Here is a 25,379-nt window from a genome sequence, read left to right on the forward strand (position 1 = left end):
GGCGCTCGTGTCGCGCCCGAAGGGCCAGGGCTAAGGCGGCGCGGACGGCGGATAGTGACCGGCGGGCTAAAGCCGGGGGGCTATAACGCGCATGATCGAGCGTACGTACGAACGCATGAGCGTATATACGCGCCGCGCGTAGGACTTTAACGGCTTTAAGCCTTTACGCATACGTTTTATGGAGCGTTTCCAAAGGGTTGGGACAAAGGTGTTATTGGCGGAAGCGCCTTTTGCGGACTTTAGAGCCCCCGGTCTCCTGCCAGGGCGGTTATGACACTGTTACCTTCCGCCGACTTCTTTCCCGCGTCATCGCCCTTTGCTCTAGGCGCATCGACTCTCCGCGATTGCAACCTCCTTATATAACATTAGTAGCCTAACCCATAATAAAACCCTTTAATTCAAGGGCTTAGCACGCTAATATTCAACCTATAGTTGCTACAGCTAACGCACGGCTAATCAAAGGTAATCCGCCGCTCCCTTTAGCGAGTTATTCGCCGCCATGGCAAAACGAGGACCCGAATGCACCGTATGCCAGCACCGCGAGCGGGCTGCGATAGACCTTGCACTGGCCCGCAACGTGCCATTCGCCGTGCTCGCCCGGCGCTACAAGATCGGCTCTGACTCTCTCCGTCGCCATGCGAAGAACCATATGCCGCCTCAACTCCGCGCTCAGCTTCTGGCCGGGCCGGAACTGCCGATGGACATCGACCGGCTGCGAGACACGGAGTCACAGAGCCTGCTCTCCAACATCGTGGCGCTTCGGCACAGGCTCTTTGCCATGATGGACGCCGCCGAGGAAGTGCAAGACACGGCGGCGGCTCAGCGCGTCGCGGGCCAACTGCACCGCAACTTCGAACTGACGGGCAAGCTGCTTGGCGACCTGAACACCGGCACCACCATCAACAACAATGTCCTTATTTCGCCTGTCTATATCCAGATGCGGACCGAACTGGTCAAGGCGCTGCGGGGCTTCCCGGACGCGCGCGAGGCCGTAGCCCTGGTGCTCCAGGGGCTGGAGACGCGGTTCGCCGAGGGCATGGTGATCGACCATACCTACGCCAGCGGTCCCGTGCTCGGCAGCGGGGGTGGCGGCTCATGACGAACCTTCCAAGGCTCCACTTTCGAGTACCAGCGCCGCCCCGCCGCGCGCTGCGTGCAGGCAGGCCGGCAGCGCCGACGCGCAGGTCTCCGGCTGGTTTCCCTACGCGTTGTTTCGGGTCCCCTCCTTCGTATGTGCCCGACGAGCGCCGGTCTGCCACCATTCATCGTTCGCGGGGGCCGCGCCGATGCTAGCCCGCGATATGGCCCGCGCACTGGACCCCGTCGTTATGGCTCGCGAATGCGGCATAGAGCCGGACCCTTGGCAGGCCAACCTGCTGCGCGCCAACCCCCGGCGCTCCATGCTGCTGTGCTCCCGCCAATCGGGCAAGTCCACCGTCGCGGCCTTTCTCGTCATCCAGACGGCACTCTTCGTCCCGGCGGCGCAAATCGTCGTCGTTAGCCCGACGCAGCGCCAATCGAACGAGCTTTTCCGCACCATCGTCGGCTTCCTCAGTCGGCTTCCGGGTGCGCCGCGCCCCACCGCCGAAAGCAAACAGGGCACCGAGCTATCGAACGGCGCACGCGTCCTCTCGCTGCCGGGCACAGAAAAGACCATCCGCGGAATTGCCGGGGTGGACCTCGTCGTCATGGACGAAGCGGCCCGCGTCGAGGATGCGCTGTTGACGGCAGTACGCCCGATGATGGCAACCAAGCCCGATGCCCGCCTGATCGCCCTTACGACGCCAGCGGGCAAGCGCGGCTGGTTCTACGAAGCGTGGGTCGGCGACGATCCCTCATGGGAGCGCGTGAGGGTTCCGGCGAGTGCCTGCCCCCGGATCACGCAGCAATTCTTGGACGAGGAGCTGAAGGCCCTCGGCGCGATCAAGTTCAGCGAGGAGTACGGGCTGGAATTCCACGATCCCGAGGAAGCGGTCTTCCCGCTCGCCATTATCGAAGCAGCATTCACGCAGGAGGTCAGAGCGCTATGGTAGCACCAGCGATAGGCCGGGGCGGCAGAGGACCATGGCAGCGCACGCCTGTCACGCCGCTCAGCCGCTTCATCATGGGTGTGGACCTCGGTCAGTCGAACGACCCCACGGCCATATGTGTAATTCACCATACGGTGACGCCTACGGGCGACTGGGCCATCTCCTACGGCGACCACGTCAGGCCCAACGTGTCGCGTGAACGGAGTGAAACCCGGTTCGACGTACGCGCCCTGGAACGCGTGCCGCTGGGCACTCCCTATCCGCAGGTGGTGGCGCGCGTGGGTGAACTGCTGAACCGCCCGCCGCTCCGCGACGACTGCGACCTTGTCGTGGACGAGACGGGCGTCGGTCGCGCCGTGTCGGACATATTCGAGTCCGCCGGGATGCGGCCGCAGCGGGTCGCGATCACAGCCGGCAACGAGATCACCAATCCCGAGAATCGCCGCTGGCACGTGCCGAAGGCGCATCTCATCAGCACCGTGGACGCGCGGCTTCACGTTGGCGAGTTGCGCTTTGCCGCAGAACTGACGGACGCAGGGGCGCTCGCCGAGGAATTGAAGGACTTCCGCCGCACGGTCAGCGCCGCAGGCCGCGCGAGCTTCAACGCCCGCGAGGGCAAGCACGACGACCTCATTCTCAGCATCGCCATCGCTCTCTGGTGGGCCTCGCGCTCTCGGACAAGCGGGGGCCAAGCCGCCGTTTCCGGTTTCTACTGAAGGAGAAGACTATGAAGCTCAGACCACCGCAGGATATTCACGAGGCTACCGTCGAGCAGCACTATGCCCGCGCCCCCAACGGTGAGGTGGAGAGAGATGCGTCGATCGCCACTCTCGCAGTCGCCATCCGCACCACCCGCCTGAACAGCGAGAACCTCGCGGCCTATGCCGATACCCTCTCCAAGGATCGGCTGCTGTCGCCGGAGGCCGCCCGCCTCAAGCTGAGGGACAATGCCCTTAAGCTGGCCGAAGCGACGGCGAAAAAGCTCGACGAGGCAAAGGCGCTGGTGCAGCGGCAAATCGAGGAGATCGACGCTCTCACCAGCACACCCCCGGCTCTTCGCGATCAGCTATCCGCCGGGCTGGAAGCCGAGATCCGGGCGCGGCTAGCCACCATGTCGGAAAAGGCCAGAGATGATGCTATCGGCAAGGCATTCGCCGAGAAGGACAAGACCATCATCGCCGCCGTACTGCGCGGCCCTGCCCTGCTGGTCGGCTTGACTCAGGCCCGCCACGACATGGCCCGCCACCGCTACCGGGAAACGTTCCACCCCGAAGAAACCGCCCGCCGTAGGCGGCTCGCTGCCGCGCTTGAGGCTACCGAGCGCAGCGGCCATTCGTTCATCGGCTACATCGCCACCGCCACGACCGGCGCGGCCACTCAGATCGCCGAAGCCTCAGCCAACGCACAGGCCGCCGAGCAGGCAATCAAGGCCGCTATCGCAGAGCAGGAGTAGACCATGAAAGTAGATATCGATCTTGAGAGCGTGCTGACAAGCGCGCAGGAAATGCCCGAGGAAATCGCCTCGCTTGAGGACGTTCCGGAGGGTCTGCGGGGATTCTACCGGCAGAACGGTGACCGTCTAAAGCTGGACCACGCACAGCGTGACGCGCTGATGGCGAATGTCTCCAGGGCTCTGGAGGATCACCAACTACGCGGAGAAAACGCTCAGCTGAAGGACGAGAGCAACCGGCGGCGGGTGGTCGAGACGGTGCGGGAGCAGCTAGGGCGGTACGTCAAGCCCGAGCTTATGCCCGGTGCCGTCGCCCTGTTCATGTCGCAGCACAAGTTCGGCCTGAAGAACGGCAAGGTCGTCGTCGTAGGGCGGCGCGGACGCGAGGAAGCCGAAATGGCGGCGGTCAACTGGATCGCCGATGAGGGAGAGGCCTACGCCGCGCCGGAACGCGCCGAGGCCGGGGGCTTTGCCGCCGAGGTGGCCCGCCTGAAGAACCTGCACTGAGCGATGACTCAGCAGAGGGGCCGCCCTCCGAGTCGCATAAGGGCTGACCGCGACCCCGACCGCGCATCTAGAGTCACGCCCGACGATCCGCTGCTCCGCACCGAGAAGGCTCTGCGGCTGGTCTATGGCGTCATCCTCCCCCGGATGCACAGCGAGCGGATTGTTGGCCCCGGCCTGGCGCGGGCAAGCTGGCAGAAGCAGTTCGTCCTAAACCACGCGGTATTCCAGCAACTCGCGGCCGAACTGGGCGAGGAATGGATGAATCTCGTCCGCGACGCTGACAAGAGCGATGTCAACGCCCGCCGGGTGGAGCGCCGCCACATGGAAGACGCTGCCGAGGAGATTGTCGCCGTAGTGAATGCACTACTGCAGCCGCTCAGGGAGGTGGTCGTGCGCCGGGCGGCAGGCATGAATTGGAAGGCTATTGCCGAAGCCCTACCCCACCGCGCGTTCTTCTCCATCCAGGACGACCACGCCACCGCGCTACGCCGCGTGTGGGACAAGGCCGGGGATGCTGTCAGGCGGCTTATCTGAGGAAGGATCAGGTATCCAGCATGTCCCACTCGTCGCCAAGCACCCATCGCAACGCGCTCAGCTTCCCGTTAATCATGCCCCATTCAAAATTGTCCCACGGCCCGCAGTTCTCGATCCCGATTTCCGCTTCCGTTTTCCGCGCCGCCGCCTGAGCCAGCTTCCAAGTGCCCTCTGTAGTCATGCGCCTGCGCTGGACCGGCTTGGCGGCGCGCCACTCCTCATCACTGACCACTTTCTCTCGGCCACGCTCTATGTTGATCCTGAGGTTCTGGTGGCGGTTGTACCAAACTTGCCTGTACAGCAGGTGCTCGGCTTCGAGGATTTCGGAGAATCCGCGCACCTGCGTCGCGCCGTAGAGCTGAAGATCGTAGTTCGCCAGAAGATCCTCATCGAGGTCGTTAAGCAGGTCGGCCAGCGAAACCCAAAAGCGAGAACGCACTCCGTCGAACAACGGCAGGAGGTCGACATGGGGCTTACGGTGGTCGCCGCCCTCTTGGCTGAAGTCGGCCTTATTGTGAGTTATGAAGGCGAACTCGTCGCCTGCGCTGCCTGCTTGTTCAATTTCGTTGGCGTAAGTCTCGATGATAATGGCGTCTCCGATGCTGTTCTTCGGTCGGTGGAACGGAGCGACACCGTTTAGCGCCCGGTCAGCGGCGCGGGCCTTGATGGCCTCTGTGGTGGGCACTACCTTGGCAGCAAAGAGCAGTCGCTCGATCCGCTCGATGGATTCATTGACCGCCTCGCCTTTATAAACGGCCGAGTGATCCGCCTCGTTGAGTGCTTTGATGGTTGCTTCTACGTCTTTCTCGTCCCCAAACCGCCGAACGGCGTCCCGGACTAGACTGAAGTGAGACTGGAGACTGCGCTTCGCATCGGCGGCCACACGATCCTTGTTCCGGGCGAACTCGTCCAGAACCACCTGCGGCACAATGAGCTCGAAATCTTCATGACCGAGAACGTCCTCAAGAGCCGCGATGATCGGCTGGCTCCTGTAATCCTTGGCGAGATCCAACCAAACGCACGTATCGACGAGAATGCGAAGCATGGAATCATCCTTTCAGGGAGGCAGCGTAGATAACGCGGAAAGGATTCGGAAGAAGAACAACGGCTTGAGGTTCGAACTAGCCCCGGACCGCGCACGCGAAACGTTAGCGTCGCGTTAGCCTGACCGAAGCAGCCGCTAACGCGCTATTAGTAGGGCTCGCAAAGCACTGTTTTTAAACGATTTAATGGTGAGAGCGTCGGGGTTCGAACCCGAGACCTACTGATTAAAAGTCAGTTGCTCTACCGGCTGAGCTACGCTCTCCCGCTCCGCGGGTGAAAAGCACCCCGGCTGGAAGTGGGCGGAACATAGGCAGGCGACCCATTGCGGTCAACCGAAAAATTCGGCTTTTTCCTGTGATAGGCACATTTCTTGCGGGCACAAGGGTTATCCCTCGTGTGGCACAAACATTATCCCTTGCGCGTGCAAGGCTTATCAGTTGCGCGTGCGACAACTGAATTCATGCATACGCAAAAAGGTGATTGGCAATGGCGGCCTCGCAAAGCTAGGAACAGGGCGCAGATTGCAGCCGGAGAGAATGCGTGTCGATTGCCGATATTTCCCTGTGGAGCGCGTTGATAGCCGGGGCGCTTTCCTTTCTTTCGCCCTGCGTGCTTCCCCTTGTCCCGCCCTATCTCTGCTATATGGCCGGCATTTCAGTCGATCAGTTTCGTGGCGGCTCCGCGGTGGCGGTGGCGCCCGACGTCAGGCGCGGCGTGCTGTTCTCCGCGCTGTTTTTCACGCTCGGCTTTGCCACCGTCTTCGTGGCGCTCGGCGCCGGCGCTTCCAGCATCGGCATGGCGCTTCGCCAGCATCTCGACCTGCTCTCCAAGATCGGCGGGCTGATCATCATCGTCATGGGGCTGAATTTCCTCGGTCTCTTCCGAATCGGGTTTCTCGGCCGCGAGGCGCGCTTCCAAAGTGGCGGCAAGCCGGCGACGCTGACGGGCGCCTATGTCATGGGCCTGGCCTTCGCCTTCGGCTGGACGCCCTGCATCGGCCCGGTGCTCGGCGCGATTCTCGGTGTCGCCGCCTCGCGCGAGACGGTCGGCTCCGGCGCCGGGCTGCTGGCCATCTATTCGCTGGGTCTTGCCATTCCCTTCTGGATCGCCGCCGGCTTTTCCGGCGCCTTCATGCGCTTCCTGTCGCGCTTCCGCCGCCATCTCGGCACGGTGGAAAAGGTGATGGGCGTCTTCCTCATCCTCACCGGCCTCGCCTTCCTGTTCGGCTGGGTCAGCGATGTGGCGATCTGGTTCCAGCAGACCTTTCCGATCCTGATGCAAATCGGCTAAACCGGTCCTCCCTACCCGCCGTTCATTCCCGCGTACTGGAAGACCTTTGGCCGACATCATCAGCCTGCTCCTGCCGTTCTTCGGTCTGATCCTGATCGGGTATGCCGCCGCCAAAGCGACGAAGCAGCCGGCCGAGACGCTCGGCTGGCTGAATAGCTTCATCATCTACGCCGCCCTGCCCGCCTTGTTCTTCAAGCTCGTCTCGCGCACGCCGATCGAAGAGCTGACGCGGGTCGACTTCATCGTCACCGATATCGCCGCGACCTATGCGGTCTTCATCCTGCTCTTTGCCATCGGCCGTTTCGTGCGCGGCAATGCGCTTGATGACTGCACCATCCAGTCCTTTGCCGGCGCCTACGGCAATATCGGCTATATGGGGCCGGGCCTGGCGCTGCTGGCGCTCGGCGAAGGTGCCGCCGTGCCGGTGGCGCTGATCATCTGTTTCGAGAATGCGCTGCATTTCATCGTCGCGCCAGCGCTGATGGCGGCGGCCGGCGACGACAAGCGTTCAGCAGGCCGGCTTGCCGCCGATATCGCCCGCAAGGTGGCGCTGCATCCCTTCATCCTGTCGACGGCGGCAGGCTTTGCGGTGGCTGCCCTGCATCTCGACCAGCCGCTGGCATTTCAGCGCCTGGTCGACTACCTCGCCCAGGCGGCGGCGCCCTGCGCGCTCTTTGCCATGGGCGTGACGCTGGCGCTGCGGCCGCTGAAACGGATTCCGGCGGAGATCGGCTACATCGTGCCGGCCAAGCTGATCCTGCATCCGATCGTGGTTTTTCTGGCGCTGACTGCTGTCGGCGGTTTTGAGCCGGTCTGGATCCAGGCGGCGGTGCTGCTCGCCTCATTGCCGACGGCGACCAACGTCTTCGTCATCGGCCAGCAATATGGCGTGTGGCAGGAGCGCGCCTCGGCGACGATCCTGATCACGACGGTGCTTTCGGTGGCGAGCGTTTCGCTGTGGCTGATCGCGATCCGCTCAGGCCTTCTTTCGCTTCAGCTTTTCCCTTAGGGAATCGGGAATATCGCGAAAACCGCGGCCGGGCTCGATGCCCTCGCGCATGACGAGGTTGCGTAGCGGCGGAATGGCGGAGAGGATATGCAGGCCGGCGGCGCGCAGCATCTGCACCGGCAGGAAATCCGAGAGCAGCGAGCGGTTGAGGAGGTCGACACTCGCCGTACGCGTCATGATGTCGGCGCGGCGCTTGCGGTCGAAGCTGTCGCCGGCATCGGCGGGCACCGGCAATTCCGCCCTGTCGCAGAGAATGTCGGTCAGCGCCATGATATCGCGCAGGCTGAGGTTCAGCCCCTGCGCCCCGATCGGCGGGAAGACATGGGCGGCCTCGCCGATCAGCGCCGTACGCCCCTTGCCGAAACGATGGGCCATCATGCCGGACAGAGGCCACAGCTGGACGCCCTCCTCCACATCGACTTTGCCGAGCATGGACTGCATCTGCGCCTCGACAAGGCGGCCGAGTTCGGCAAGCGGCAACTCCATGCGGGCGGCCGCCTCAGCGGGATCCTGCACCCAGACGAGGCTCGAACGGCTCCCCGGCAGCGGCACCTGGGTAAAGGGGCCGTGTTTGGTGTGGAATTCGCTCGAGATGTTCTGGTGCGGCAGGGAATGGGCAAAATTCAGCACCATGGCGGATTGCGGATAGGACCAGTTGCGCACGCCGATCCCTGATGTTTCGCGCAGCTTCGAGCCGCGGCCGTCGGCGCCGACGGCAAAATCGGCTGCAAGCGTCTCGCCTCCGGCAAGCGTGATCGACACTCGCTCGGCCGAGATCTCGATCGATTCGGCCATATCGGTGAAACGGGTGATATTGCCCTCGCCGGCCGAGGCCTGTTCGAGGATCTCAATCAGCGCCTTGTTGGGGAAATTATAGCCGAAGGCATCGAGGCCCACTTCGGCGGCGCGGAAGGTGGTGGTCGGCGCCCGCAGCAGCCGGTCGGTGCCGTCGATGATGCGCATGCTGGTCAGCGGTGCGGCCGCCGGGCGCAGCTTGTCCCAGAGCGTCAGCCGATCGAGGAAGCGGATGGATTGATCCATCAGCGCCGTGGTGCGCCGGTCCTCCCTCGTGGACAAGGGAGCCACCAGCGCCACATTGCGGCCGCCGCGGGCAAGCGCGATTGCGACGATCATGCCGGCGAGCCCGCCACCGATCATCGCGATTTCAAATGTCTTCATGCTATTGTTCCGCCATCGCAAGAGGCGGATCGGCCGCTTATGCGGCCGGCTTCGCCTGACGGCGCCAACTATAGCCCTTGCCGGCTTCGGCGTCACGCACCGCCGGCTGATAATGATGGGGAATGGCGGGAAGACGGTTCTCGGCAAGCCGCTTCAGCGCCGTGGCGTTGCTGACCGAGAAGCTGTCGATGCCGACGCGCAGCATCAGCGGCACCTGGTCGATCAGCACGTCGCCGACGGCGCGCAGCTCGTTGGTATAACCCAAGCGCTGGCGCAGCAGCGAGGCATGGCTGAAGGCGCGGCCGTCGTTGAAGGCCGGGAAGGCGACGGCGATAATGTCAAGGCGAGAGAGATAGGGCTCCAGCCGGCGCACGTCATCGGCGGGCTTGATCAGCACGCCGAGGCCGACATCATTGCTTTCATCGGCTCTGGCGATCAGCTCGTCGAGGCCGAGCAACGGCTTCTGCTCTCCTGTTACCTTCACCTCGTCGGTCTCGATTACCCAGGGATCGTTCTCGACAAAACCGGTTTCTTTCCAGATCTTGGTCATCATCCCCTCCTTATGCCGCTTCCGCGGCCGAGCCGTATAGCGCAGTCTTGAAGGGCTGCGGCCCGACGCGGCGATAGGCGGCGAGGAAGGTTTCGGACGGATCGAGGCGCAGGCCGAGATAGGTGTCGACGATCGTCTCGATCGCGTCGGTCACCCGGTCCGGCTCGAAGCCGCGGCCGATGATTTCGCCGATCGAGGTATGCTCGTCGCCGGAGCCGCCGAGCGTGATCTGGTAGAGCTCGGCGCCCTTCTTCTCCACCCCGAGCAGGCCGATATGGCCGACATGGTGATGGCCGCAGGCATTGATGCAGCCGGAGATCTTGATCTTCAGTTCGCCGATCTCGGCCTGGCGTTCGGGATTGCCGAAGCGGCGGGAGATTTCCTGCGCGACCGGAATGGAGCGCGCATTGGCGAGCGCGCAGTAGTCCAGCCCCGGACAGGCAATGATATCGGTGATCAGGCCGGCATTGGCTTCGGCGAGATCGATGGCGACGAGGCCGCGATAGATGGCTTCGAGATCGGCCAGCGCTACGTGCGGCAGGATCAGGTTCTGCTCATGGCTGACGCGGATTTCGTCGAAAGCATATTCCTCGGCGAGATCGGCGATCGCATCCATCTGCGCGTCGGTGGCGTCGCCCGGAATGCCGCCGATCGGCTTCAGCGAGATCGTCACCATGCCGTAATCGGGGTTCTTGTGCGGCTGCACATTCTGCTGGACCCAGCGGGCGAAAGCCGGATCGGCCTTCTTCCAGCGGGCGAGGTTTTCCCAGCCCTCGGCACGCTGAGGCAGGTCAGGCAGCGCGAAATAGGTGGCGATCGCCTCGACATCCTGCTCCGGCAGCCTCAGTTCGCTGTCCTTCAGCGCCGCAAATTCGGCCTCCACCTGGCGCGTCAGCTCCTCGGTGCCGGTTTCGTGCACCAGGATCTTGATGCGGGCCTTGTACTTGTTGTCGCGGCGGCCGTGCAGATTGTACACGCGCACGATCGCCGTGGTGTAGGAGAGCAGATCCTCCTCGGGCAGGAAGTCGCGGATCAGCTTGGCGATCATCGGCGTGCGGCCCTGGCCACCGCCGACATAGACGGCAAAGCCGATCTCGCCCTTGTCGTTCCTCTTCAGGTGCAGGCCGATATCATGGACCTGAATGGCGGCACGGTCGCGCTCGGCGCCGGTGACGGCGATCTTGAACTTGCGCGGCAGGAAGGAGAATTCCGGATGAACCGACGACCACTGGCGCAGGATCTCGGCATAGGGTCTGGGATCGGCGACTTCATCGGCGGCTGCACCCGCGAAGTGATCGGCCGTCACGTTTCTGATGCAGTTGCCCGAGGTCTGCAGCGCATGCATCTCGACGCTGGCGAGGTCGGCCAGCGCATCGGGGATTTCCGACAGCTTCGGCCAGTTGAACTGCAGGTTCTGGCGCGTGGTGAAGTGGCCGTAGCCGCGGTCATAGGTGCGGGCGATATGGGCGAGCATGCGCAGCTGGCGCGCGCTCAGCGTGCCATAGGGAATGGCGATGCGCAGCATATAGGCATGAAGCTGCAGATAAACGCCGTTCATCAGGCGCAGCGGCTTGAATGCATCCTCGGCAAGCTCGCCGGACAGGCGGCGCTGAACCTGGTCGCGGAACTGCTCGACGCGCTCGCTGACAAAGGCATGGTCAAATTCGTCGTAACGGTACATCGTCTTCCTCAGACTGCAATGAATTCGGGATCGGCAGGAGCGTAGCCCGGTGCGTATTCCATGGTCGGCCCCTGGGCGCGAATGCGCTCACGCAGGCGCAGCGGCCAGAGAATGCCGTTGGTTTCCTGAACGTCGACGACGGCGACGTCAACCACCTCGTTGTCGGCATAGGATTTCTTGCCGATCGCTTCCAGCGCGTCGACGGCTTCGTTATGGCGGGCGACAAGCGCTTCCTGCAGCGAGGTCGACCATTTCCCGTTAGCATCCAGCCAGACGGCAATGCCATCCGTCAGCCGGTTGGCCGTCAGAACCTTGTCTACCATATTCAGCTCCTTGCAAGTTCCTCGAGCCGGGCGTTTGCGCGCACCAGCGGCTCGGACAGTTCGAAATTGGCGCCGGCGACCGCGTCGCCGATAATGACCATGACCGGCCCGGTCAACTCATCGCGGTGCTGCAGATCGGGCAGATCGGCAAGCGTGCCGTGCAGCAGACGGCGCTCCGCGCGGCTGGCATTTTCGATGACGGCGACTGTCGTTTCGGCGGGAATGCCGGCCTGCATCAGCCGCTCGGCGACGGAGGCGGCAACCGTGCGGCCCATATAGACGGCGATCGTCGCGCCGGAGACGGCAAGGCTTGCCCAATCGGGCAGCACGTCGCCGGTGAGATCATGGCCGGTGGTGAAGACCAGTGAGGAGGCGACGCCGCGCAGCGTCAGCGGCAGTTCGAAATCGGCGGCAGCGGCGAAAGCCGAGGTGATGCCGGGCACGACCTCATAGGTGACGCCGGCAGCACGCAATGCGGCCATTTCTTCCCCTGCCCGGCCATAGACCAGCGGATCGCCCGACTTGAGGCGGACGACGCGCTTGCCCTGGCGGCCGAGCTCGACCAGAAGCTCGTTGATCTCTTCCTGCGATTTCGAATGGCAACCCTTGCGCTTGCCGACCGACAGCCGCTCGGCGTCACGGCGGCCCATGTCGACGATCGCCTGCGGCACAAGCGCGTCAAAGACGATGACATCGGCTTCCATCATCACGCGCTGGGCGCGCAGCGTCAGCAGATCCTCAGCCCCAGGACCGGCGCCGACCAGCCAGACGTGGCCGGCGACCTTGTCCATCGCGCCCAGCAGCCGGTCGGCGGCCTGACGGGCCTGCGACAGGTTGCCGTTGGCGACCGCATCGGCGACGGCGCCGGAGAAGAAGCGGCGCCAGAAGACACGGCGGGAAACGCCGCGGGGCACGAGCTGTTCGACCGCCTTGCGGTAGCTCGTCGCCAATCCGGCCAGGCGCCCAAGCGAGGGAGAGAGAAGCTGGTCGATCTGCGCGCGGATCATCTGCGCCAGAACCGGCCCCGCCCCTTCGGTACCGATCGCAACGGCGACCGGGGCGCGATTGACAAGCGCCGGGGTGAAGAAATCGCAGTAATCGGGCTGATCGACGGCATTGGCCGGAATGCTTGCAGCGCGGGCAGCACCGACGATCTCGCGGTCATCGGCTTCATCGCCGGTGGCGGCAAAGACGAGGGCCGCCCCCTCAACCTGCGCGGCGGAAAAGCCCGCACGCACGGTCTCGATGCGATTGGCGATCAGGAAGGCATGATAATCGGCTTCCGGCCGCTCTGCATAGGCGACGATCCGCGCCCGCGTGTTGAGCAGCAGCCGCACCTTGGCGAAGGCTTCGTCGCCATTGCCGAAGACAGCCGTCTTCTGGCCTTCCACGCGAAAGAAGGCTGGAAATACCGAAAGCTGCTCAGTCTTGGGAGACATCATCAATCCACTTCGAAGTTGCCAGAATATGCCCGTGATCGACAAGGGATTGAAGGAACAGAAATTCGAAAGCCCCAGTAAGCGCGTATTCTTTTGCTCGCACCATCGGCGATTTGAGAAAAGTCAACCGTGCTGACGAAACCCGCCTGTTCCCACTCTCTTTGTTGCGGTGCAGTATAAAGCCTGTGATAAACGGCGTCCACCGGCGTTTGGCGCATTTCGCTCGCGCCTCCAAGGCGATAGACTAGGAAAAACCGGAGACGCCAATGCCTGACAAGACCATCGCCGCCCGCCTGCTTTCGGTCATCGAGGATGATATCCTGCCGCTCACCGAACACGGCGTTTCGCTTGGCAACAAGGTGTTCGGCGCGGCGATCCTGCGCAAATCCGATCTGTCGCTCGTCGTCGCCGAGACCAATAACGAGCTGGAGAATCCGCTCTGGCACGGCGAGGTGCATACACTGAAGCGCTTCTACGAACTTGGCGACAAGCCGGCGACCAGGGATTTGATCTTTCTGTCGACGCACGAACCCTGCACCATGTGCATGTCAGCGATCACGTGGGCGGGTTTCGACAATTTCTACTATTTCTTCAGCCATGAGGATTCCCGCGATGCCTTCGCCATTCCGCATGACCTGAAGATCCTGAAGGAGGTCTTCGGGCTTGAACCCGGCGGCTATCGCAGGCAGAACGCCTTCTGGAACAGCTTTGCCATCGCCGATCTCATCGAGACCGAGGAGGCTCCGCTGAAGGAGGCGCTGAAAGCGCAGGCCGTTCGCATCAAGGCGCGCTACGATGCGCTTTCCACCAGCTACCAATCGTCAAAGAGCGCCAACGATATTCCCCTCAACTGAGGATGCTGAACCGAGGCACCATGGAACCTTCAAAAGACATTTCGCGGCTGATCGAGATCATGGCGGCATTGCGCCATCCCGAGACCGGCTGCCCCTGGGACATCGAGCAGAATTTTCAGACGATCAAGCCCTATACGATCGAGGAAGCCTATGAGGTCTCCGACGCGATCGAGCGCGGCGATATGGACGATCTCTGCGACGAGCTGGGCGACCTGCTGCTGCAGGTGGTCTTCCATGCCCGCATGGCCGAGGAGGCCGGCGAATTCTCCTTCGGCGACGTGGTCAATGCCATCACCACCAAGATGATCCGCCGCCACCCGCACGTCTTCGCCCGGTCGGAAGCGGATACACCGGACGCGGTGAAGATCCAATGGGACGAGATCAAGCAGGCGGAAAAACGCGAACGGGCCGAGCGCCGGTCACGGCGCGGGATTACCGAGGATTTCAAGGGCGGCTTCTTGGGCTCGGTACAGCGCAGCTTCCCGGCCTTGACGGAAGCGCTGAAACTGCAGGAACGCGCCGCCAAGGTCGGCTTCGACTGGTCGGCGCCGGAGCCAATCCTCGACAAGATCGAGGAAGAGATCGGCGAATTGCGGATGGCGCTTCGAGACGGCGACCGGGCGAAGGTCAGCGACGAGCTCGGCGATCTGATCTTTGCGGTGGTGAATATCGGCCGGCATGTGAAGGCTGATCCAGAACAGGCGCTGCGCGGAACGAATACGAAATTCCGGCGTCGGTTCAATCACATCGAGAATGTTCTTGAAGCGGAAGGCGAGACGCTGGAGGCGGCCAGCCTGGAACGGATGGAGGAGATCTGGCAGGCGGCGAAGGCGATTGAAAGAGCGCTCGGGGCTGAGTAGGTCCAGCCGAGTTTGGCGAGAAGCCAACCCACTCTCCGTCGTCCTCGGCCTTGAGCCGAGGACCCATGCCACGACTGCTGGCGAATGCGGTGTGGATGCTCGGCTCAAGGCCGAGCACGACGGAGGGTGGGCTAAAGTTGCTGGAGATAGCTCACCTGAGCGCGAGCGAAGGGCAGTGAAGTATGTGCCGTGCGGCACTTTCATCCGACCCTTCGGGCCACCAACCAGCGTCGAGCCACAGGTCTCGAGCCATTGCCGGTACGGCTGAATAAAGCAAGCCGAGTTTGGAGAGAAGCCAACCCCACTCTCCGTCGTCCTCGGCCTTGAACCGAGGACCCATGCCACGACTGCCGGCGAATGCGGTGTGGATGCTCGGCTCAAGGCCGAGCATGACGGAGGGTGGGGCTTAAGTCGCTGGATATAGCTCACCTTGGGCGCAAGCGAAGGGCAGCATGAAGGGCGTACCGTGCGGCCCCCTCATCCGACCCTTCGGGCCACCGACGGGGGTCGAGCCACAGGTCTCGACCCGTCCTTCGAAGAGAATGCGTCACCGCTCCCAATCTTCCCGCGGCGGCTTCGGCCCGTTGCCGATGCGGCGTTCGAGTTCGGCGGCTTCGGTTTCGGAGAGCCGCAGATCGAGGGTGATCGAGCCGTCTTCATTGTCCTCGCGGCCGTCGACGATCGCATGGTCGTAGAGCCAGGGCAGCAGCGCCAGCTTGTCGACCGGAAGGCGGATGGTCGTTTCGGTCATCACGCCGGAAAGCCGGCGGCTGATCTCGTCCATCAGCGTATCGACGCCCTCGCCGCTGACGGCCGAGACCGCCACCACATTGCTGGCGCCGGCAGCCTTCTGCACCATGGCGTCGTGGACCTCGGGCTCCAGCCGGTCGATCTTGTTCCAGACCTCGATCAGCCGCTTGCCGGCTTCGGCCTCATCGATGCCGAGATCGCCGAGGATGCGCATCACGTCGGAGCTCTGCGCCTGGTTGTCGGGATCGGACATGTCGCGGACATGCAGGATGAGATCGGCTTCCAGCACCTCTTCGAGAGTCGCTCGGAAGGCGGCGACGAGATGGGTCGGCAGGTCGGAGATGAAGCCGACGGTATCGGACAGGATGACCGTGCGGCCATGCGGCAGCTTCATGCGGCGCAGCGTCGGGTCGAGCGTGGCAAAGAGCATGTCTTCGGCCAGCACGCCGGCGCCGGTGATGCGGTTGAACAGCGTCGATTTGCCGGCATTGGTATAGCCGACGAGCGCCACGATCGGATGCGGCACCTTGCGGCGCTTGGCGCGGTGGAGCTGGCGGGTACGCACGACCTGCTCCAGCTCGCGTTCGAGCTTGATGATGCGGTCCTGAAGCAACCGCCGGTCGGCTTCGATCTGGGTTTCGCCGGGGCCGCCCATGAAGCCGCCGCCGCCGCGCTGGCGTTCAAGGTGGGTCCAGCTGCGGACCAGCCGGCCCTTCTGATAATTGAGGTGCGCCAGATCGACCTGCAGCGTGCCTTCCTTGGTGGAGGCGCGGCGGCCGAAGATTTCGAGGATGAGGCCCGTCCGGTCGATGACCTTGGCGTTCCATTCCTTTTCGAGATTGCGCTGCTGCACCGGCGTCAGCGGATGATCGACGATGACGAGACCGGAATCGCGCTCGTCGAGCAGCGCCTTGATCTCCTCGATCTTGCCAGTGCCGAGCAGCGTCGCGGGCCGGGGATCATTGACCGGCACGACCTGGCCGTTGACGACATCGAGTTCGATTGCCTGGGCAAGGCCGGTCGCCTCTTCCAGCCGGCTCTCCGGCGTGCGGGTCGAGGCCGATTCGGTCTGGCCGCCGCGGCTGCGCGACTTCAGAACCGGCACGACGACGGTCGCGCGCATATCGTCCCTGTGCTTGGCTGCCTCAGGGATGATCGAATCGTTCTTGGTATCGCGTGTCGAAATGAGGGCAGATCCTGTTAGGACGCGGCTTCTTCACTCTCGAACATCTGCATCGGCTGACCCGGCATGATCGTCGAGATCGCATGCTTATACACCAGCTGCGAATGGCCGTCACGGCGAAGAAGAACACAGAAATTGTCGAAAGAGGTAACAACGCCCGTGAGTTTCACGCCGTTGATCAAAAAGATTGTCAGGGAAATCTTTTGCTTGCGAACAGTATTGAGAAATAAGTCCTGCAAATTCTGAGAACGTTCCGCCATCGCGCCGCTTCTTTCTTTATTGCCGACCTGATCTGGCCGGTAGAATATTAATCAACCTCTCCATGCAAGACCGGCGGCACCCTCATTCCACCTGTCCAGCAAATCTTGGTATCAAATCGCAATCTTTTCCGCAACGTCGAAAAAGGCTTCGCGGATTTTCTGCGAGACGCTGCCGGGATGACCGTTGGCGATGGTCTGGCCATCGACGGAAACCACCGGAAAACAGATACTTGTGGCTGCCGTCAGGAAAACCTCGCGAGCTGCGAGCATCTCTGAAACGGAGAAATTCCGCTCGGCGATCTTCAGGCCCAGCCGGGCTGCGACATCGATCAAGGTGGTGCGGGTAATGCCGCGCAGAATGCCGTGTTCGGCGGGCCGCGTCATCAGGATTCCGTCCCGGTCGACGATCCAGACATTGGTCGCCGCCCCTTCCTTCACCATGCCATCGGCGTCGACATAGATCGCCTCCTGGGCACCGGCTTCCTTGGCCTGCTGGCGGGCCATGGCGTTCGGCAGCAGGCCGACGGACTTGATGTCGACGCGATCCCAGCGGTTGTCGGCAACGGTGATCGCCTTGATGCCGTTGGCATTCTTGGCCGCGATGATCTTGGGATCGGTGCTCTTGGCGGTGACGACAAGCGAAGGCGGCGTGCCCTCGGTCGGGAAGACATGATCGCGGCGCGCGACGCCGCGGGTCACCTGCATGTAGAAAAGCCCGTTGCGGACATGATTGCGGCGCAAGGTCTCGCGAATGACCTGCATCAGCGCCGCCCGGCTCATCGGCCAGGCGATGCGGAGCTCACCGAGCGAACGGTCGAGACGATTCAGATGGCGTGTGAGGTCGACGATATAGCCGTGGCGGACCTCGCAGACCTCGTAGACGCCGTCGGCGAACTGATAACCGCGGTCCTCGATATGCACGCTCGCATCAGAATGCTTGACGTAGCGGCCGTTCACATAGGCGATTCTCGGCATGGGAAACCCTGGTCTTCCGGGAGCAATATGAGGGATGGCGCGGCCTCTGCCGCGCCTGTCAGATCAAAAGTGGAGCATGATGTTGCCCGAAAACCGCTGACACTTTTCGGCATTATGCTCTAGACGCCGAGCGACTTCAGCTTGCGGTGCAGCGCCGAACGCTCCATGCCGACGAATTCGGCGGTGCGCGAGATATTGCCGCCGAAGCGGTTGATCTGGGCGATCAGGTAATCCTTCTCGAACATCTCGCGGGCTTCGCGCAGCGGCAGCGTCATGATGTGATAGTCGTTCTTGGCAGACACCTTGGGCAGCATGTCGCCCAGATCGGTCGGCAGCATGTCGGCGGTGATCGGCGCATCCGGCCCGTCGGTGCGGGCTAGGATCATCAGCCGCTCGATATTGTTGCGCAGCTGGCGGATATTGCCCGGCCAGTCATGGGCCTGCAGCACCGCCATGGCGTCGTCGCCGATGCGGCGCGGGCGAATGCCGGCCTGTTCGGAAATCTGGCGCATCAGCTGATCGACGAGGAACGGAATGTCCTCGCGCCGCTCGGCAAGCGCCGGCACGCGCACCGGCACGACGGCGAGGCGATGATAGAGATCCTCGCGGAACCAGCCTTCGGCGATGCGGCTTTCGAGATTATAGGCGGTCGAGGAGATGATGCGGACATCGACCTTGACGCGCTTGGAGCCGCCGACCCGCTCGAACTGCTGATCGACCAGCACGCGCAGGATCTTGTTCTGCGTCTCGCGCGGCATCTCGCCGACCTCGTCGAGATAGAGGATGCCGCGGTGGGCTTCCTCGAGCGCGCCGATTTTGCGCGCCTGGCCGGGCGTGCCCTCGGTGCCGAACAACGCCACCTCCATCCGATCGGGCGTGATGTTGGCGGCGTTCAGCGCCACGAAAGGGCCGTTGGCGCGCGTCGACTTCTTGTGGATCATCCGCGCCACCAGTTCCTTGCCGGAGCCGGAGGCGCCGAGAATCATGATGCGGCTGTTGGTCGGCGAGACCTTCTCGATCGTCTGGCGCAGCTGCGACACGGCGACCGAGGTGCCGATCAGCTCCAAGGCATCGCCGGTGCGCCGCTTCAGCTCGGAAACCTCGCGCTTGAGTTTAGAATTTTCCAGCGCCCGCTCGGCAATCAGGATCAGCCGGTCGGCCTTGAAGGGCTTCTCGATGAAATCGAAAGCGCCGCGCTTGATCGCGGAAACGGCGGTCTCGATGTTGCCGTGGCCGGAGATCATCACGACGGGCAGATCGGGATGGCGGGTCTTGATCTCGTCGAGCAGCGACAGGCCGTCGAGCTTGCTGCCCTGCATCCAGATATCGAGGAAGATCAGCCGCGGCACGCGGTCGGAGATTGCCGCCAGCGCGCTGTCGCTGTCATGGGCCGTGCGCGTTTCGTGCCCCTCGTCGGAGAGAATGCCGGAAACGATCTCGCGAATATCGTGCTCGTCATCGACGACGAGAATATCAGAGGCCATAAACGCTTTCCTTGTCATTGGCTGCGGGAGAGGCGGGCGTCGGATCCCGGCGTGGCAGATGCACGCGGATCATGGCCCCCCTTCCCCGGTCAAAATCGGCGGGCGCATCGTGCAGCTCGAGCTGCCCGCCATGTTCCTCGATGATCTTCTTGACGATGGCGAGGCCGAGGCCGGTGCCCTTCTCGCGCATCGTCATATAGGGTTCCAGGATGCTGTGGCGGTTCTCCACCGGCAGGCCGCGGCCATTGTCGATCACATCGACGGTGAAGCGGTCGCGTGCGGCATCGAGGGCGGCGCGCACGAGAATCTTGCGCTCGTCGCGTTCGTCGCTCGGCACCGCCTCGATCGCTTCCACGGCATTCTTGATGAGATTGCCGAAGGCCTGGCCGAGCATGCGGCTGTCGAACAGGCCCTCCAGCGGCTGGTCGCCGAACTCCTGCCCGAAGGTGACGTGATGGTTGCCCATCTCGCGCAGGAAGATCGCGTCGCGCAGGATATCGCGCAGATCGCTCGGCTCCTTGGTTGGCTTCGGCATGCGGGCAAAGGCAGAGAATTCATCGACCATGCGGCCGATATCGCCGACCTGGCGGATGATCGTATCGGTGCACTGGTCGAAGACGGTCCTGTCGTCCTGGTCAATCTGCTTGCCATAGCGGCGCTGAATGCGCTCGGCGGACAGCTGGATCGGCGTCAGCGGGTTCTTGATCTCATGGGCGATACGCCGCGCCACGTCGCCCCAGGCGGTCGAGCGTTGGGCGATGACGAGGTCGGTGATGTCGTCGAGCGTGATCACGTAGGATTCGCTCATGTCGCGCACTTCCTCGCGGGTGACCTGGACGCTCAGCGTCCTGACAGTGCCGCCGCGCACCAGCGCGATCTGCTTGCGGAAATCGCCGCGATGGCGCACCGCCGCCTCGGTCAGCACCTGATCGACCTCCGGCGCGATATCGGCGAGCAGCTTGCCGAGCATCGCGTCGGCCGGCAGCGACATCAGCGTTTCCGCTGAGCTGTTGACGATGGCGATGCGACGGTCCTGCTCGACGCCGATGACGGCGGCGGTCACGCCCGACAGCACCGCTTCGATGAAACGGCGACGGTCGTCGACCTCGTCCTTGGCCTCGAGGATCTCGTCGCGCTGGGTGCGGATTTCCGAGATCATCTTGTTGAAGGTGCGCGACAGATTGGCGACGTCGCCATCCACGGCATGCACCGGCACAACGATATCCATATTGCCCGAGGCGACGCTGTCGGCCGCGGTGATCAGCAGCCGGATCGGCCGGACGATGCGGTCGGCGACCGCAATGGCCGTCCAGATCGCGGCCAAGAGCACGATCAGCGCAAAGCCAATATAGAGAACGGCGAAGGCGATCTGCAGCGAGAAGCGGTTGGCCTCCATCGAACGATATTCGGTGGCGTTCTCCTCCATCATGCGCATGGCGCCCATGACCTTGGGATCGACGGCGCGCACCGTATAGAGGAAGGTGCCCTGGATGGCATCGAGCTTGATGATGGCGCCGACAAGGTTGGTGACGCCGGGCGGGATCAGCGTCGGCTGGCCCGCCGCCGCCTTTTGCAGCGCGTCCTGCGGAATGGCCGGTAATGGTTTTTCGGTGGCGATGTCGGCCTGAACCTTCACCGAGCCGTCGCTCTCGACCAGGAAGGCGCCGAGCAGGCCGCGCCCCCTCGCCTGGCGGGTCATCAACTCGGCAAACCCGGTCCGGTCGAGGCTGTAGAGGGCGCGGTTGCGCTCCAGGTCGTTGGCCATGGAAACCGTCTGCCCCTGCAGGTAGCTGGCGTTCTCCATCATATAGGCCTGGCCGATATTGCGCGACGAGCTGACGATCGACTGGGTGCGCAGCGCAAACCAGCGGTCGAGGCCGGCATTGAGCGTAATACTGGCGAAGATGGCGACGAGAATCGCCGGCGTAATCGCAACGATGGAGAAGAGCACGACGATGCGGATATGCAGCCGCGCGGCCGCCCTGCCCCGGGTGCGGGCCTTGAGCAGCCTTGCCACCTCGCGGCCGATCAGCGCCAGCAGCGTCAGCACGAAGAAGGAATTGACGATCACCGAGGTGATGACGACATGCGAGGTCGGCGCGATCGGCGTCAGGCCAAGCAGTATGAAAAGCGTGATCGTGGCGCAGAGAAGCGCGCCGCCGGCGAGCACGAGGCCGGGCACGGCGAAAAGGGCGCGGCGATCGGTCACCGTCGTCACCGCCTCGCCCGCCGCCGCCGGCGCTACCCCATCCTGCGTCATTCGGCCTCTCTTCAGGCGGCGCCCGCCGCCCTCGCCATCCGATCGAAACCAAAGAACGCCGGCTCAGAAAGCCAGCGTCGGAACGACTCGATCGGGAGCGAAATGTCCAAAACCTTTGCGTGACCTTTAAGCAACGCATTGTGGCGAAAATGCAACGCGCGCCCTCACATTGTCAAGCCGCAGTGGAGCTCCGGCCGGCTTCACACGCATGCTTCAGAAGCGTCGCGGGCCCTCTGGCTTGTTTCCTGCAATCGCATCGATCCGCTCCATCACCTCAGGTGTCATCTTGTGCCGGTGCGAAAGGGCCGCAAGGTTGTCCTGCAGCTGGCTGGCGCGTGAGGCGCCGAGAATGACGGTGGAGACGTTGCGATTGGCGAGGCACCACAGAAGGGCCAGATGGGTGATCGACAGGCCGACTTCGTCGGCGAGTTTTGCGAGCTGACCGACCTTTTGGAGCTGGGCGCGGCCGGCGTCGCTCGACCACTTCTCCTTCAGCCATTCGTAGCCCGGCAAGTTCATGCGGCTGTCGGCCGGCACGCCGTTATTGTATTTGCCGGTCAGAACGCCCGAGGCGAGCGGCGACCAGATGGTGGTGCCGAGTCCGATGAGGTCGTAGAGCGGCAGATAATCGGATTCGACTTTCTGGCGTTCGAAGATGTTGTACTGCGGCTGCTCCATCGTCGGCGGCGTGATGCGCAGGTCCCGGGTCACGGCGTAGGCTTCGGTCAGTTGTTGCGCCGACCATTCCGATGTCCCCCAATAGAGCACCTTGCCCTGGGCGACGAGATCGTGCATCGCCCGGACCGTTTCCTCGATCGGCGTGTCGATGTCGGGGCGATGGCAGAAGTAGAGGTCGAGATAGTCGACCTGAAGCCGCTTCAGCGCGGCATGGCAGGCGTCGGTCACATGCTTGCGCGACAAGCCGCGCTGCGTCGGCTTCTGGCCTCCCCAGAAAACCTTGCTGGAGACGACGAAGCTGTCGCGACTCCAACGGAGCGCCTTCAGCGCCTCGCCCATTACGATCTCGGACTTGCCGCTTTCATAGCCTTCGGCATTGTCGAAGAAGTTCACCCCGTTATCGTAGGCAAGCCTCATGAGGTCGACGGCGTCACCGCCGTTCACCTGCTTGCCGAAAGTGACCCATGAGCCGAAGGAGAACTCGCTCACCTGCAGGCCCGACTTTCCTAAACGACGATATTCCATCATGCAGCTCCCGCAAATTATGAACATGTGCCGGCCGGTACCCGGCCTCGACGTCACACGATCGATCAACGACCGATCGGCTTAATCTATGGCATGAACGACAATATGCGAGCCTCGGCGCAACAAGCTGCTTAAACCGGCCCCGAGAAAGACGCTCAATGCGGTTTTGAGGCCTCCTCGATATTGGCTCTCATTTCCTCGACCGATTGCGTCCCGGTAAAGTTCTTGCCGTTATCGAAGAATAACGGTGAGATGAAGTCCGGTGGCGTCAAGTTTCGGGTGGTGCTGACGATGGAGAAAAACGATGCGTCTGAATGATGATTTCACCAAGCCGACGGTCGTCCACGCCGCGAAACTGGATTGGGTCGCCAGTCCGGCTCGAGGGGTCGATCGCCGGATGCTTTATCGCGTCGGCGAGGAAGTGGCTCGGGCGACCTCGATTGTCCGCTATGCCGCAGGCAGCGTATTTCCGTCTCATACCCACACGGGCGGTGAAGAAATATTGGTGCTCGACGGGATATTCGAGGATGAACACGGTCGCTTCCCGGCCGGATCATACTTCCGCAATCCGCCGGGGACGTCGCATGCACCCGCATCTGCTGACGGCTGCACCATTTTCGTCAAGCTCTGGCAGTTTCGCGAGGGCGACGAGGCGCAAATCGTGCGCAGACCGGGTGAAGGAGAGCCTGGACTTCAAAACGATGCCGTCACCGCAACGATCCTGTTCGATGACGGTCATGAGCAGGTCTATCTTCAAAGGTGGGGTCGCAGCGCCTCGATCAAACTTTCGAATCATCGTGGATTGGAGCTGCTGGTTCTTGAAGGCGAGCTGTCCGTTGGAACGGAGCGACTTCGATCCCAGAGCTGGATGCGGCTGCCTGGAGGCGAAAACCTGCTGGCGAGCGCTGGTCCAGAAGGTGCCTATGCCTGGATCAAAGACGCACCGTTGCAGCACGCCGATGTTCTGAAACTGCCATCCTAGCGGGTTACGTCTTTGACTGGACGCCAGCATGCGCGGCCCTGTAAATAAAACCCGCGCTGAAATTCGCCCGCTTCCTGCATTCTGATGGCGGGCCAGAGGTAGTTTGATGAAAAGATGCCAAGTCGCTGTCGTCGGCGGAGGGCTCGCCGGGCTCTGCGCGGCACAGGCCCTCAATTCGAAGGGCATCGACTTCCTGTTGCTTGAAGCAAGGGATCGGCTGGGCGGCCGCATCCTGACATCAGACGAACATGGAATTCCTTCCGACGACGGGTTCGATCTCGGTCCCTCCTGGTTCTGGCCGATGATGCAGCCTGATATGGCCGGGCTCGTCCTGGAACTGGGGCTCCCGTCGTTCTCGCAAAATAATGATGGCGATGTGATATTCGAGCGAATGTCGCGGGAAGGACCGCAAAGGTATCGCCCTGTCGAACAGCAGGGAAAATCGCTTCGACTGACCGGCGGTTCGGCGGCGCTGGTGAGAGCTTTGGAACTTGAGATCCCGGCCGACAGAATTCAACTCAACAGCTGTGTCTCGGCCATGGCGCTTTCCGGTGACGGCGTCGAGATTTCCTTGAAGGCTGCAGACGGCATGGCCGCGGTGGTCCACGCGCAGCAAGTCATTTGCGCCCTGCCGCCTCGATTGCTTGAGGCAAACGTGACGTTCACGCCGCAGCAAGAGCAATCCACCTTGGCGCGCTGGCGCGATACGCCGACCTGGATGGCGCCGCACGCCAAGTTTTTCGCGATCTATGATCGGCCCTTCTGGCGTGACGGCGGATTGTCGGGAACGGCCCAGAGCATGGTCGGGCCGATGGTCGAAATGCATGACGCGACGCTGGCGAATGGAAAGGCAGCGCTCTTCGGCTTCCTCGGCGTCGGCGCGGATCAGCGGGCGGCATTGGGTGACGAGGCATTGACGAAAGCCTGCCTGGCTCAGTTCGGGCGAATTTTCGGCGCTGACGCATTGGAACCGCGTGCCACAATTTTGAAGGACTGGGCAGCCGATCCATTCACTGCAACCGTCCGCGATCGCGTCGCGGCCGGACATCTGTCGGCCGAGGATAAGGATTGGGTCCGCGGACCGTGGGCCGAGCGACTGTTCATGGCCGGCAGCGAGACGAGTGCGACTGAACCCGGCTTCCTTGCCGGCGCCGTTGCCGCCGCGAGACGGGCTGTATTGACGATTGTCTCGCCACGCTGATCTGGGAGGGCTACCTCCTCAACGGCCTCCAACCTCATTTCGAGCGCAACGGCGGTGGCGGCATGCGGAACGGATGAGCAACATCCTGATGAAATCGAGCACCTTATCGCCCGATGACCAGCCATCTCATCCACCGGTTATCCACAGCTTATCCACAGGCGCGGTGGCGGCGAGCGCAGCAACTTCAATGACATTTGCCCGGCAGCAAACAATAGCTCGCAAATACTATGTGACCGTCAAATGACACTGCGCTTTTGTTTGCCGGCGCAGATACAAACGATGACGGGGCTGGGATAGATTTGGTTTTGTTCCCGACCGTGGCGGCGGATAC

25 protein-coding genes and 1 tRNA gene are annotated in these 25,379 nt (G+C 62.8%); 13 read left to right on the plus strand and 13 right to left on the minus strand.

Features of this window, described 5'->3' with window-relative positions; translation table 11 throughout:
- The first annotated feature begins 499 nt into the window (after positions 1 to 499).
- The 6 genes from EFD56_RS13890 (at position 500) to EFD56_RS13915 (ending at position 4,521) form a co-directional block, all read left to right on the plus strand.
- Positions 500 to 1,099, plus strand: a complete 600-nt coding sequence (locus tag EFD56_RS13890) for a hypothetical protein (protein WP_126905563.1) — start codon at positions 500 to 502, stop codon at positions 1,097 to 1,099.
- Positions 1,100 to 1,286: 187 nt separating this feature from the next.
- On the plus strand, positions 1,287 to 2,033 hold the full coding sequence (locus EFD56_RS13895; RefSeq protein ID WP_126905564.1) for a phage terminase large subunit: 747 nt from the start codon (positions 1,287 to 1,289) through the stop codon (positions 2,031 to 2,033).
- A gap of 71 nt (positions 2,034 to 2,104) precedes the next feature.
- Positions 2,105 to 2,746 carry a hypothetical protein gene (locus EFD56_RS13900; protein ID WP_245440587.1) on the plus strand — a complete coding sequence of 214 codons (642 nt, stop codon included), beginning with the start codon at positions 2,105 to 2,107 and terminating at the stop codon, positions 2,744 to 2,746.
- 11 nt (positions 2,747 to 2,757) lie between these two features.
- Positions 2,758 to 3,483, plus strand: coding sequence for a hypothetical protein (locus tag EFD56_RS13905; protein WP_126905566.1), 726 nt, complete (start codon positions 2,758 to 2,760; stop codon positions 3,481 to 3,483).
- 3 nt (positions 3,484 to 3,486) lie between these two features.
- Positions 3,487 to 3,987 carry a hypothetical protein gene (locus tag EFD56_RS13910; protein WP_126905567.1) on the plus strand — a complete coding sequence of 167 codons (501 nt, stop codon included), beginning with the start codon at positions 3,487 to 3,489 and terminating at the stop codon, positions 3,985 to 3,987.
- 3 nt (positions 3,988 to 3,990) lie between these two features.
- Positions 3,991 to 4,521, plus strand: coding sequence for a hypothetical protein (locus EFD56_RS13915; protein WP_126905568.1), 531 nt, complete (start codon positions 3,991 to 3,993; stop codon positions 4,519 to 4,521).
- A gap of 7 nt (positions 4,522 to 4,528) precedes the next feature.
- Here EFD56_RS13915 and EFD56_RS13920 read toward each other — a convergent pair whose 3' ends face one another.
- Positions 4,529 to 5,566, minus strand: a complete 1,038-nt coding sequence (locus EFD56_RS13920; protein WP_126905569.1) for a PIN domain-containing protein — start codon at positions 5,564 to 5,566, stop codon at positions 4,529 to 4,531.
- 185 nt (positions 5,567 to 5,751) lie between these two features.
- Positions 5,752 to 5,827 (minus strand) — tRNA-Lys (locus EFD56_RS13925).
- A gap of 278 nt (positions 5,828 to 6,105) precedes the next feature.
- Here EFD56_RS13925 and EFD56_RS13930 point away from each other — a divergent pair.
- Positions 6,106 to 6,855, plus strand: a complete 750-nt coding sequence (locus tag EFD56_RS13930) for a cytochrome c biogenesis CcdA family protein (RefSeq protein ID WP_016732978.1) — start codon at positions 6,106 to 6,108, stop codon at positions 6,853 to 6,855.
- Between the two features lie 46 nt (positions 6,856 to 6,901).
- A complete protein-coding gene (locus EFD56_RS13935; protein ID WP_085742465.1) occupies positions 6,902 to 7,864 on the plus strand; it encodes an AEC family transporter in 963 nt (320 codons plus the stop codon).
- Here EFD56_RS13935 and EFD56_RS13940 read toward each other — a convergent pair.
- From EFD56_RS13940 to cysG, 5 genes are read right to left on the minus strand one after another with little or no spacing between them, the layout of a single operon-like run.
- Positions 7,832 to 9,043, minus strand: a complete 1,212-nt coding sequence (locus EFD56_RS13940; RefSeq protein WP_085742464.1) for a UbiH/UbiF family hydroxylase — start codon at positions 9,041 to 9,043, stop codon at positions 7,832 to 7,834. The genes EFD56_RS13935 and EFD56_RS13940 overlap by 33 nt on opposite strands.
- A 37-nt stretch (positions 9,044 to 9,080) precedes the next feature.
- A complete protein-coding gene (locus EFD56_RS13945) occupies positions 9,081 to 9,593 on the minus strand; it encodes a DUF934 domain-containing protein (protein WP_085743628.1) in 513 nt (170 codons plus the stop codon).
- 10 nt (positions 9,594 to 9,603) lie between these two features.
- The gene (locus EFD56_RS13950) at positions 9,604 to 11,274 is read right to left on the minus strand and encodes a nitrite/sulfite reductase (protein WP_085742463.1); all 1,671 of its coding nucleotides are present in this window, start codon (positions 11,272 to 11,274) and stop codon (positions 9,604 to 9,606) included.
- Between the two features lie 8 nt (positions 11,275 to 11,282).
- Positions 11,283 to 11,597, minus strand: a complete 315-nt coding sequence (locus EFD56_RS13955; protein ID WP_004677892.1) for a DUF2849 domain-containing protein — start codon at positions 11,595 to 11,597, stop codon at positions 11,283 to 11,285.
- Between the two features lie 2 nt (positions 11,598 to 11,599).
- A complete protein-coding gene (gene cysG, locus EFD56_RS13960) occupies positions 11,600 to 13,036 on the minus strand; it encodes a siroheme synthase CysG (protein ID WP_085743627.1) in 1,437 nt (478 codons plus the stop codon).
- A gap of 266 nt (positions 13,037 to 13,302) precedes the next feature.
- Between cysG and EFD56_RS13965 the strand changes: the two genes are divergently transcribed.
- Both EFD56_RS13965 and mazG read left to right on the plus strand, forming a co-directional pair.
- Positions 13,303 to 13,890, plus strand: a complete 588-nt coding sequence (locus EFD56_RS13965; RefSeq protein ID WP_085742462.1) for a deaminase — start codon at positions 13,303 to 13,305, stop codon at positions 13,888 to 13,890.
- Positions 13,891 to 13,910: 20 nt separating this feature from the next.
- Positions 13,911 to 14,750 carry a nucleoside triphosphate pyrophosphohydrolase gene (mazG, locus tag EFD56_RS13970; protein WP_085742461.1) on the plus strand — a complete coding sequence of 280 codons (840 nt, stop codon included), beginning with the start codon at positions 13,911 to 13,913 and terminating at the stop codon, positions 14,748 to 14,750.
- Between the two features lie 547 nt (positions 14,751 to 15,297).
- Here the strand turns inward: mazG and hflX are convergent.
- The 6 genes from hflX to EFD56_RS14000 form a co-directional block, all read right to left on the minus strand.
- A complete protein-coding gene (gene hflX / locus EFD56_RS13975; RefSeq protein WP_085742460.1) occupies positions 15,298 to 16,623 on the minus strand; it encodes a GTPase HflX in 1,326 nt (441 codons plus the stop codon).
- Between the two features lie 77 nt (positions 16,624 to 16,700).
- Positions 16,701 to 16,943, minus strand: a complete 243-nt coding sequence (hfq, locus tag EFD56_RS13980) for an RNA chaperone Hfq (RefSeq protein WP_003539403.1) — start codon at positions 16,941 to 16,943, stop codon at positions 16,701 to 16,703.
- A gap of 111 nt (positions 16,944 to 17,054) precedes the next feature.
- A complete protein-coding gene (locus EFD56_RS13985) occupies positions 17,055 to 17,918 on the minus strand; it encodes a D-amino-acid transaminase (RefSeq protein ID WP_085742459.1) in 864 nt (287 codons plus the stop codon).
- Between the two features lie 119 nt (positions 17,919 to 18,037).
- The gene (gene ntrX / locus EFD56_RS13990) at positions 18,038 to 19,402 is read right to left on the minus strand and encodes a nitrogen assimilation response regulator NtrX (RefSeq protein WP_004674822.1); all 1,365 of its coding nucleotides are present in this window, start codon (positions 19,400 to 19,402) and stop codon (positions 18,038 to 18,040) included.
- Positions 19,392 to 21,662, minus strand: a complete 2,271-nt coding sequence (locus tag EFD56_RS13995) for a sensor histidine kinase NtrY-like (RefSeq protein WP_085742458.1) — start codon at positions 21,660 to 21,662, stop codon at positions 19,392 to 19,394. The genes ntrX and EFD56_RS13995 overlap by 11 nt, the downstream gene beginning before the upstream one ends.
- 213 nt (positions 21,663 to 21,875) lie before the next feature.
- Positions 21,876 to 22,865: a potassium channel beta subunit family protein gene (locus EFD56_RS14000; protein WP_085742457.1), complete on the minus strand. Its 990-nt coding sequence runs from the start codon at positions 22,863 to 22,865 to the stop codon at positions 21,876 to 21,878.
- Between the two features lie 304 nt (positions 22,866 to 23,169).
- On the opposite strand from EFD56_RS14000, the gene EFD56_RS14005 reads away from it, so the two are divergent.
- The 3 genes from EFD56_RS14005 to EFD56_RS14015 all read left to right on the plus strand — a co-directional run bounded on the left by EFD56_RS14005 (position 23,170) and on the right by EFD56_RS14015 (position 25,292).
- Positions 23,170 to 23,847 carry a cupin domain-containing protein gene (locus tag EFD56_RS14005; protein WP_085742456.1) on the plus strand — a complete coding sequence of 226 codons (678 nt, stop codon included), beginning with the start codon at positions 23,170 to 23,172 and terminating at the stop codon, positions 23,845 to 23,847.
- Positions 23,848 to 23,953: 106 nt separating this feature from the next.
- On the plus strand, positions 23,954 to 25,048 hold the full coding sequence (locus tag EFD56_RS14010) for a flavin monoamine oxidase family protein (protein ID WP_085742455.1): 1,095 nt from the start codon (positions 23,954 to 23,956) through the stop codon (positions 25,046 to 25,048).
- Between the two features lie 73 nt (positions 25,049 to 25,121).
- On the plus strand, positions 25,122 to 25,292 hold the full coding sequence (locus tag EFD56_RS14015; RefSeq protein ID WP_164736828.1) for a hypothetical protein: 171 nt from the start codon (positions 25,122 to 25,124) through the stop codon (positions 25,290 to 25,292).
- Positions 25,293 to 25,379: the final 87 nt, after the last annotated feature.

The organism is Rhizobium phaseoli (assembly GCF_003985125.1).
Taxonomy (GTDB): Bacteria; Pseudomonadota; Alphaproteobacteria; order Rhizobiales; family Rhizobiaceae; genus Rhizobium; species Rhizobium phaseoli.

Coding starts and splice junctions, on each gene's coding strand:
- EFD56_RS13890 (WP_126905563.1), top strand. CDS start 500: ATGGCAAAACGAGGACCCGAATGCACCGTATGCCAGCACCGCGAGCGG.
- EFD56_RS14010 (WP_085742455.1), top strand. CDS start 23,954: ATGAAAAGATGCCAAGTCGCTGTCGTCGGCGGAGGGCTCGCCGGGCTC.
- hfq (WP_003539403.1), bottom strand. CDS start 16,943: ATGGCGGAACGTTCTCAGAATTTGCAGGACTTATTTCTCAATACTGTT.
- EFD56_RS13950 (WP_085742463.1), bottom strand. CDS start 11,274: ATGTACCGTTACGACGAATTTGACCATGCCTTTGTCAGCGAGCGCGTC.
- mazG (WP_085742461.1), top strand. CDS start 13,911: ATGGAACCTTCAAAAGACATTTCGCGGCTGATCGAGATCATGGCGGCA.
- EFD56_RS13920 (WP_126905569.1), bottom strand. CDS start 5,566: ATGCTTCGCATTCTCGTCGATACGTGCGTTTGGTTGGATCTCGCCAAG.
- EFD56_RS14015 (WP_164736828.1), top strand. CDS start 25,122: ATGAGCAACATCCTGATGAAATCGAGCACCTTATCGCCCGATGACCAG.
- EFD56_RS13945 (WP_085743628.1), bottom strand. CDS start 9,593: ATGACCAAGATCTGGAAAGAAACCGGTTTTGTCGAGAACGATCCCTGG.
- EFD56_RS13895 (WP_126905564.1), top strand. CDS start 1,287: ATGCTAGCCCGCGATATGGCCCGCGCACTGGACCCCGTCGTTATGGCT.
- EFD56_RS13905 (WP_126905566.1), top strand. CDS start 2,758: ATGAAGCTCAGACCACCGCAGGATATTCACGAGGCTACCGTCGAGCAG.
- EFD56_RS13900 (WP_245440587.1), top strand. CDS start 2,105: ATGGGTGTGGACCTCGGTCAGTCGAACGACCCCACGGCCATATGTGTA.
- EFD56_RS13985 (WP_085742459.1), bottom strand. CDS start 17,918: ATGCCGAGAATCGCCTATGTGAACGGCCGCTACGTCAAGCATTCTGAT.
- EFD56_RS13915 (WP_126905568.1), top strand. CDS start 3,991: ATGACTCAGCAGAGGGGCCGCCCTCCGAGTCGCATAAGGGCTGACCGC.
- cysG (WP_085743627.1), bottom strand. CDS start 13,036: ATGTCTCCCAAGACTGAGCAGCTTTCGGTATTTCCAGCCTTCTTTCGC.
- EFD56_RS13955 (WP_004677892.1), bottom strand. CDS start 11,597: ATGGTAGACAAGGTTCTGACGGCCAACCGGCTGACGGATGGCATTGCC.
- ntrX (WP_004674822.1), bottom strand. CDS start 19,402: ATGGCCTCTGATATTCTCGTCGTCGATGACGAGCACGATATTCGCGAG.
- hflX (WP_085742460.1), bottom strand. CDS start 16,623: ATGCGCGCGACCGTCGTCGTGCCGGTTCTGAAGTCGCGCAGCCGCGGC.
- EFD56_RS13940 (WP_085742464.1), bottom strand. CDS start 9,043: ATGAAGACATTTGAAATCGCGATGATCGGTGGCGGGCTCGCCGGCATG.
- EFD56_RS13965 (WP_085742462.1), top strand. CDS start 13,303: ATGCCTGACAAGACCATCGCCGCCCGCCTGCTTTCGGTCATCGAGGAT.
- EFD56_RS14000 (WP_085742457.1), bottom strand. CDS start 22,865: ATGGAATATCGTCGTTTAGGAAAGTCGGGCCTGCAGGTGAGCGAGTTC.
- EFD56_RS13995 (WP_085742458.1), bottom strand. CDS start 21,662: ATGACGCAGGATGGGGTAGCGCCGGCGGCGGCGGGCGAGGCGGTGACG.
- EFD56_RS13910 (WP_126905567.1), top strand. CDS start 3,487: ATGAAAGTAGATATCGATCTTGAGAGCGTGCTGACAAGCGCGCAGGAA.
- EFD56_RS14005 (WP_085742456.1), top strand. CDS start 23,170: ATGCGTCTGAATGATGATTTCACCAAGCCGACGGTCGTCCACGCCGCG.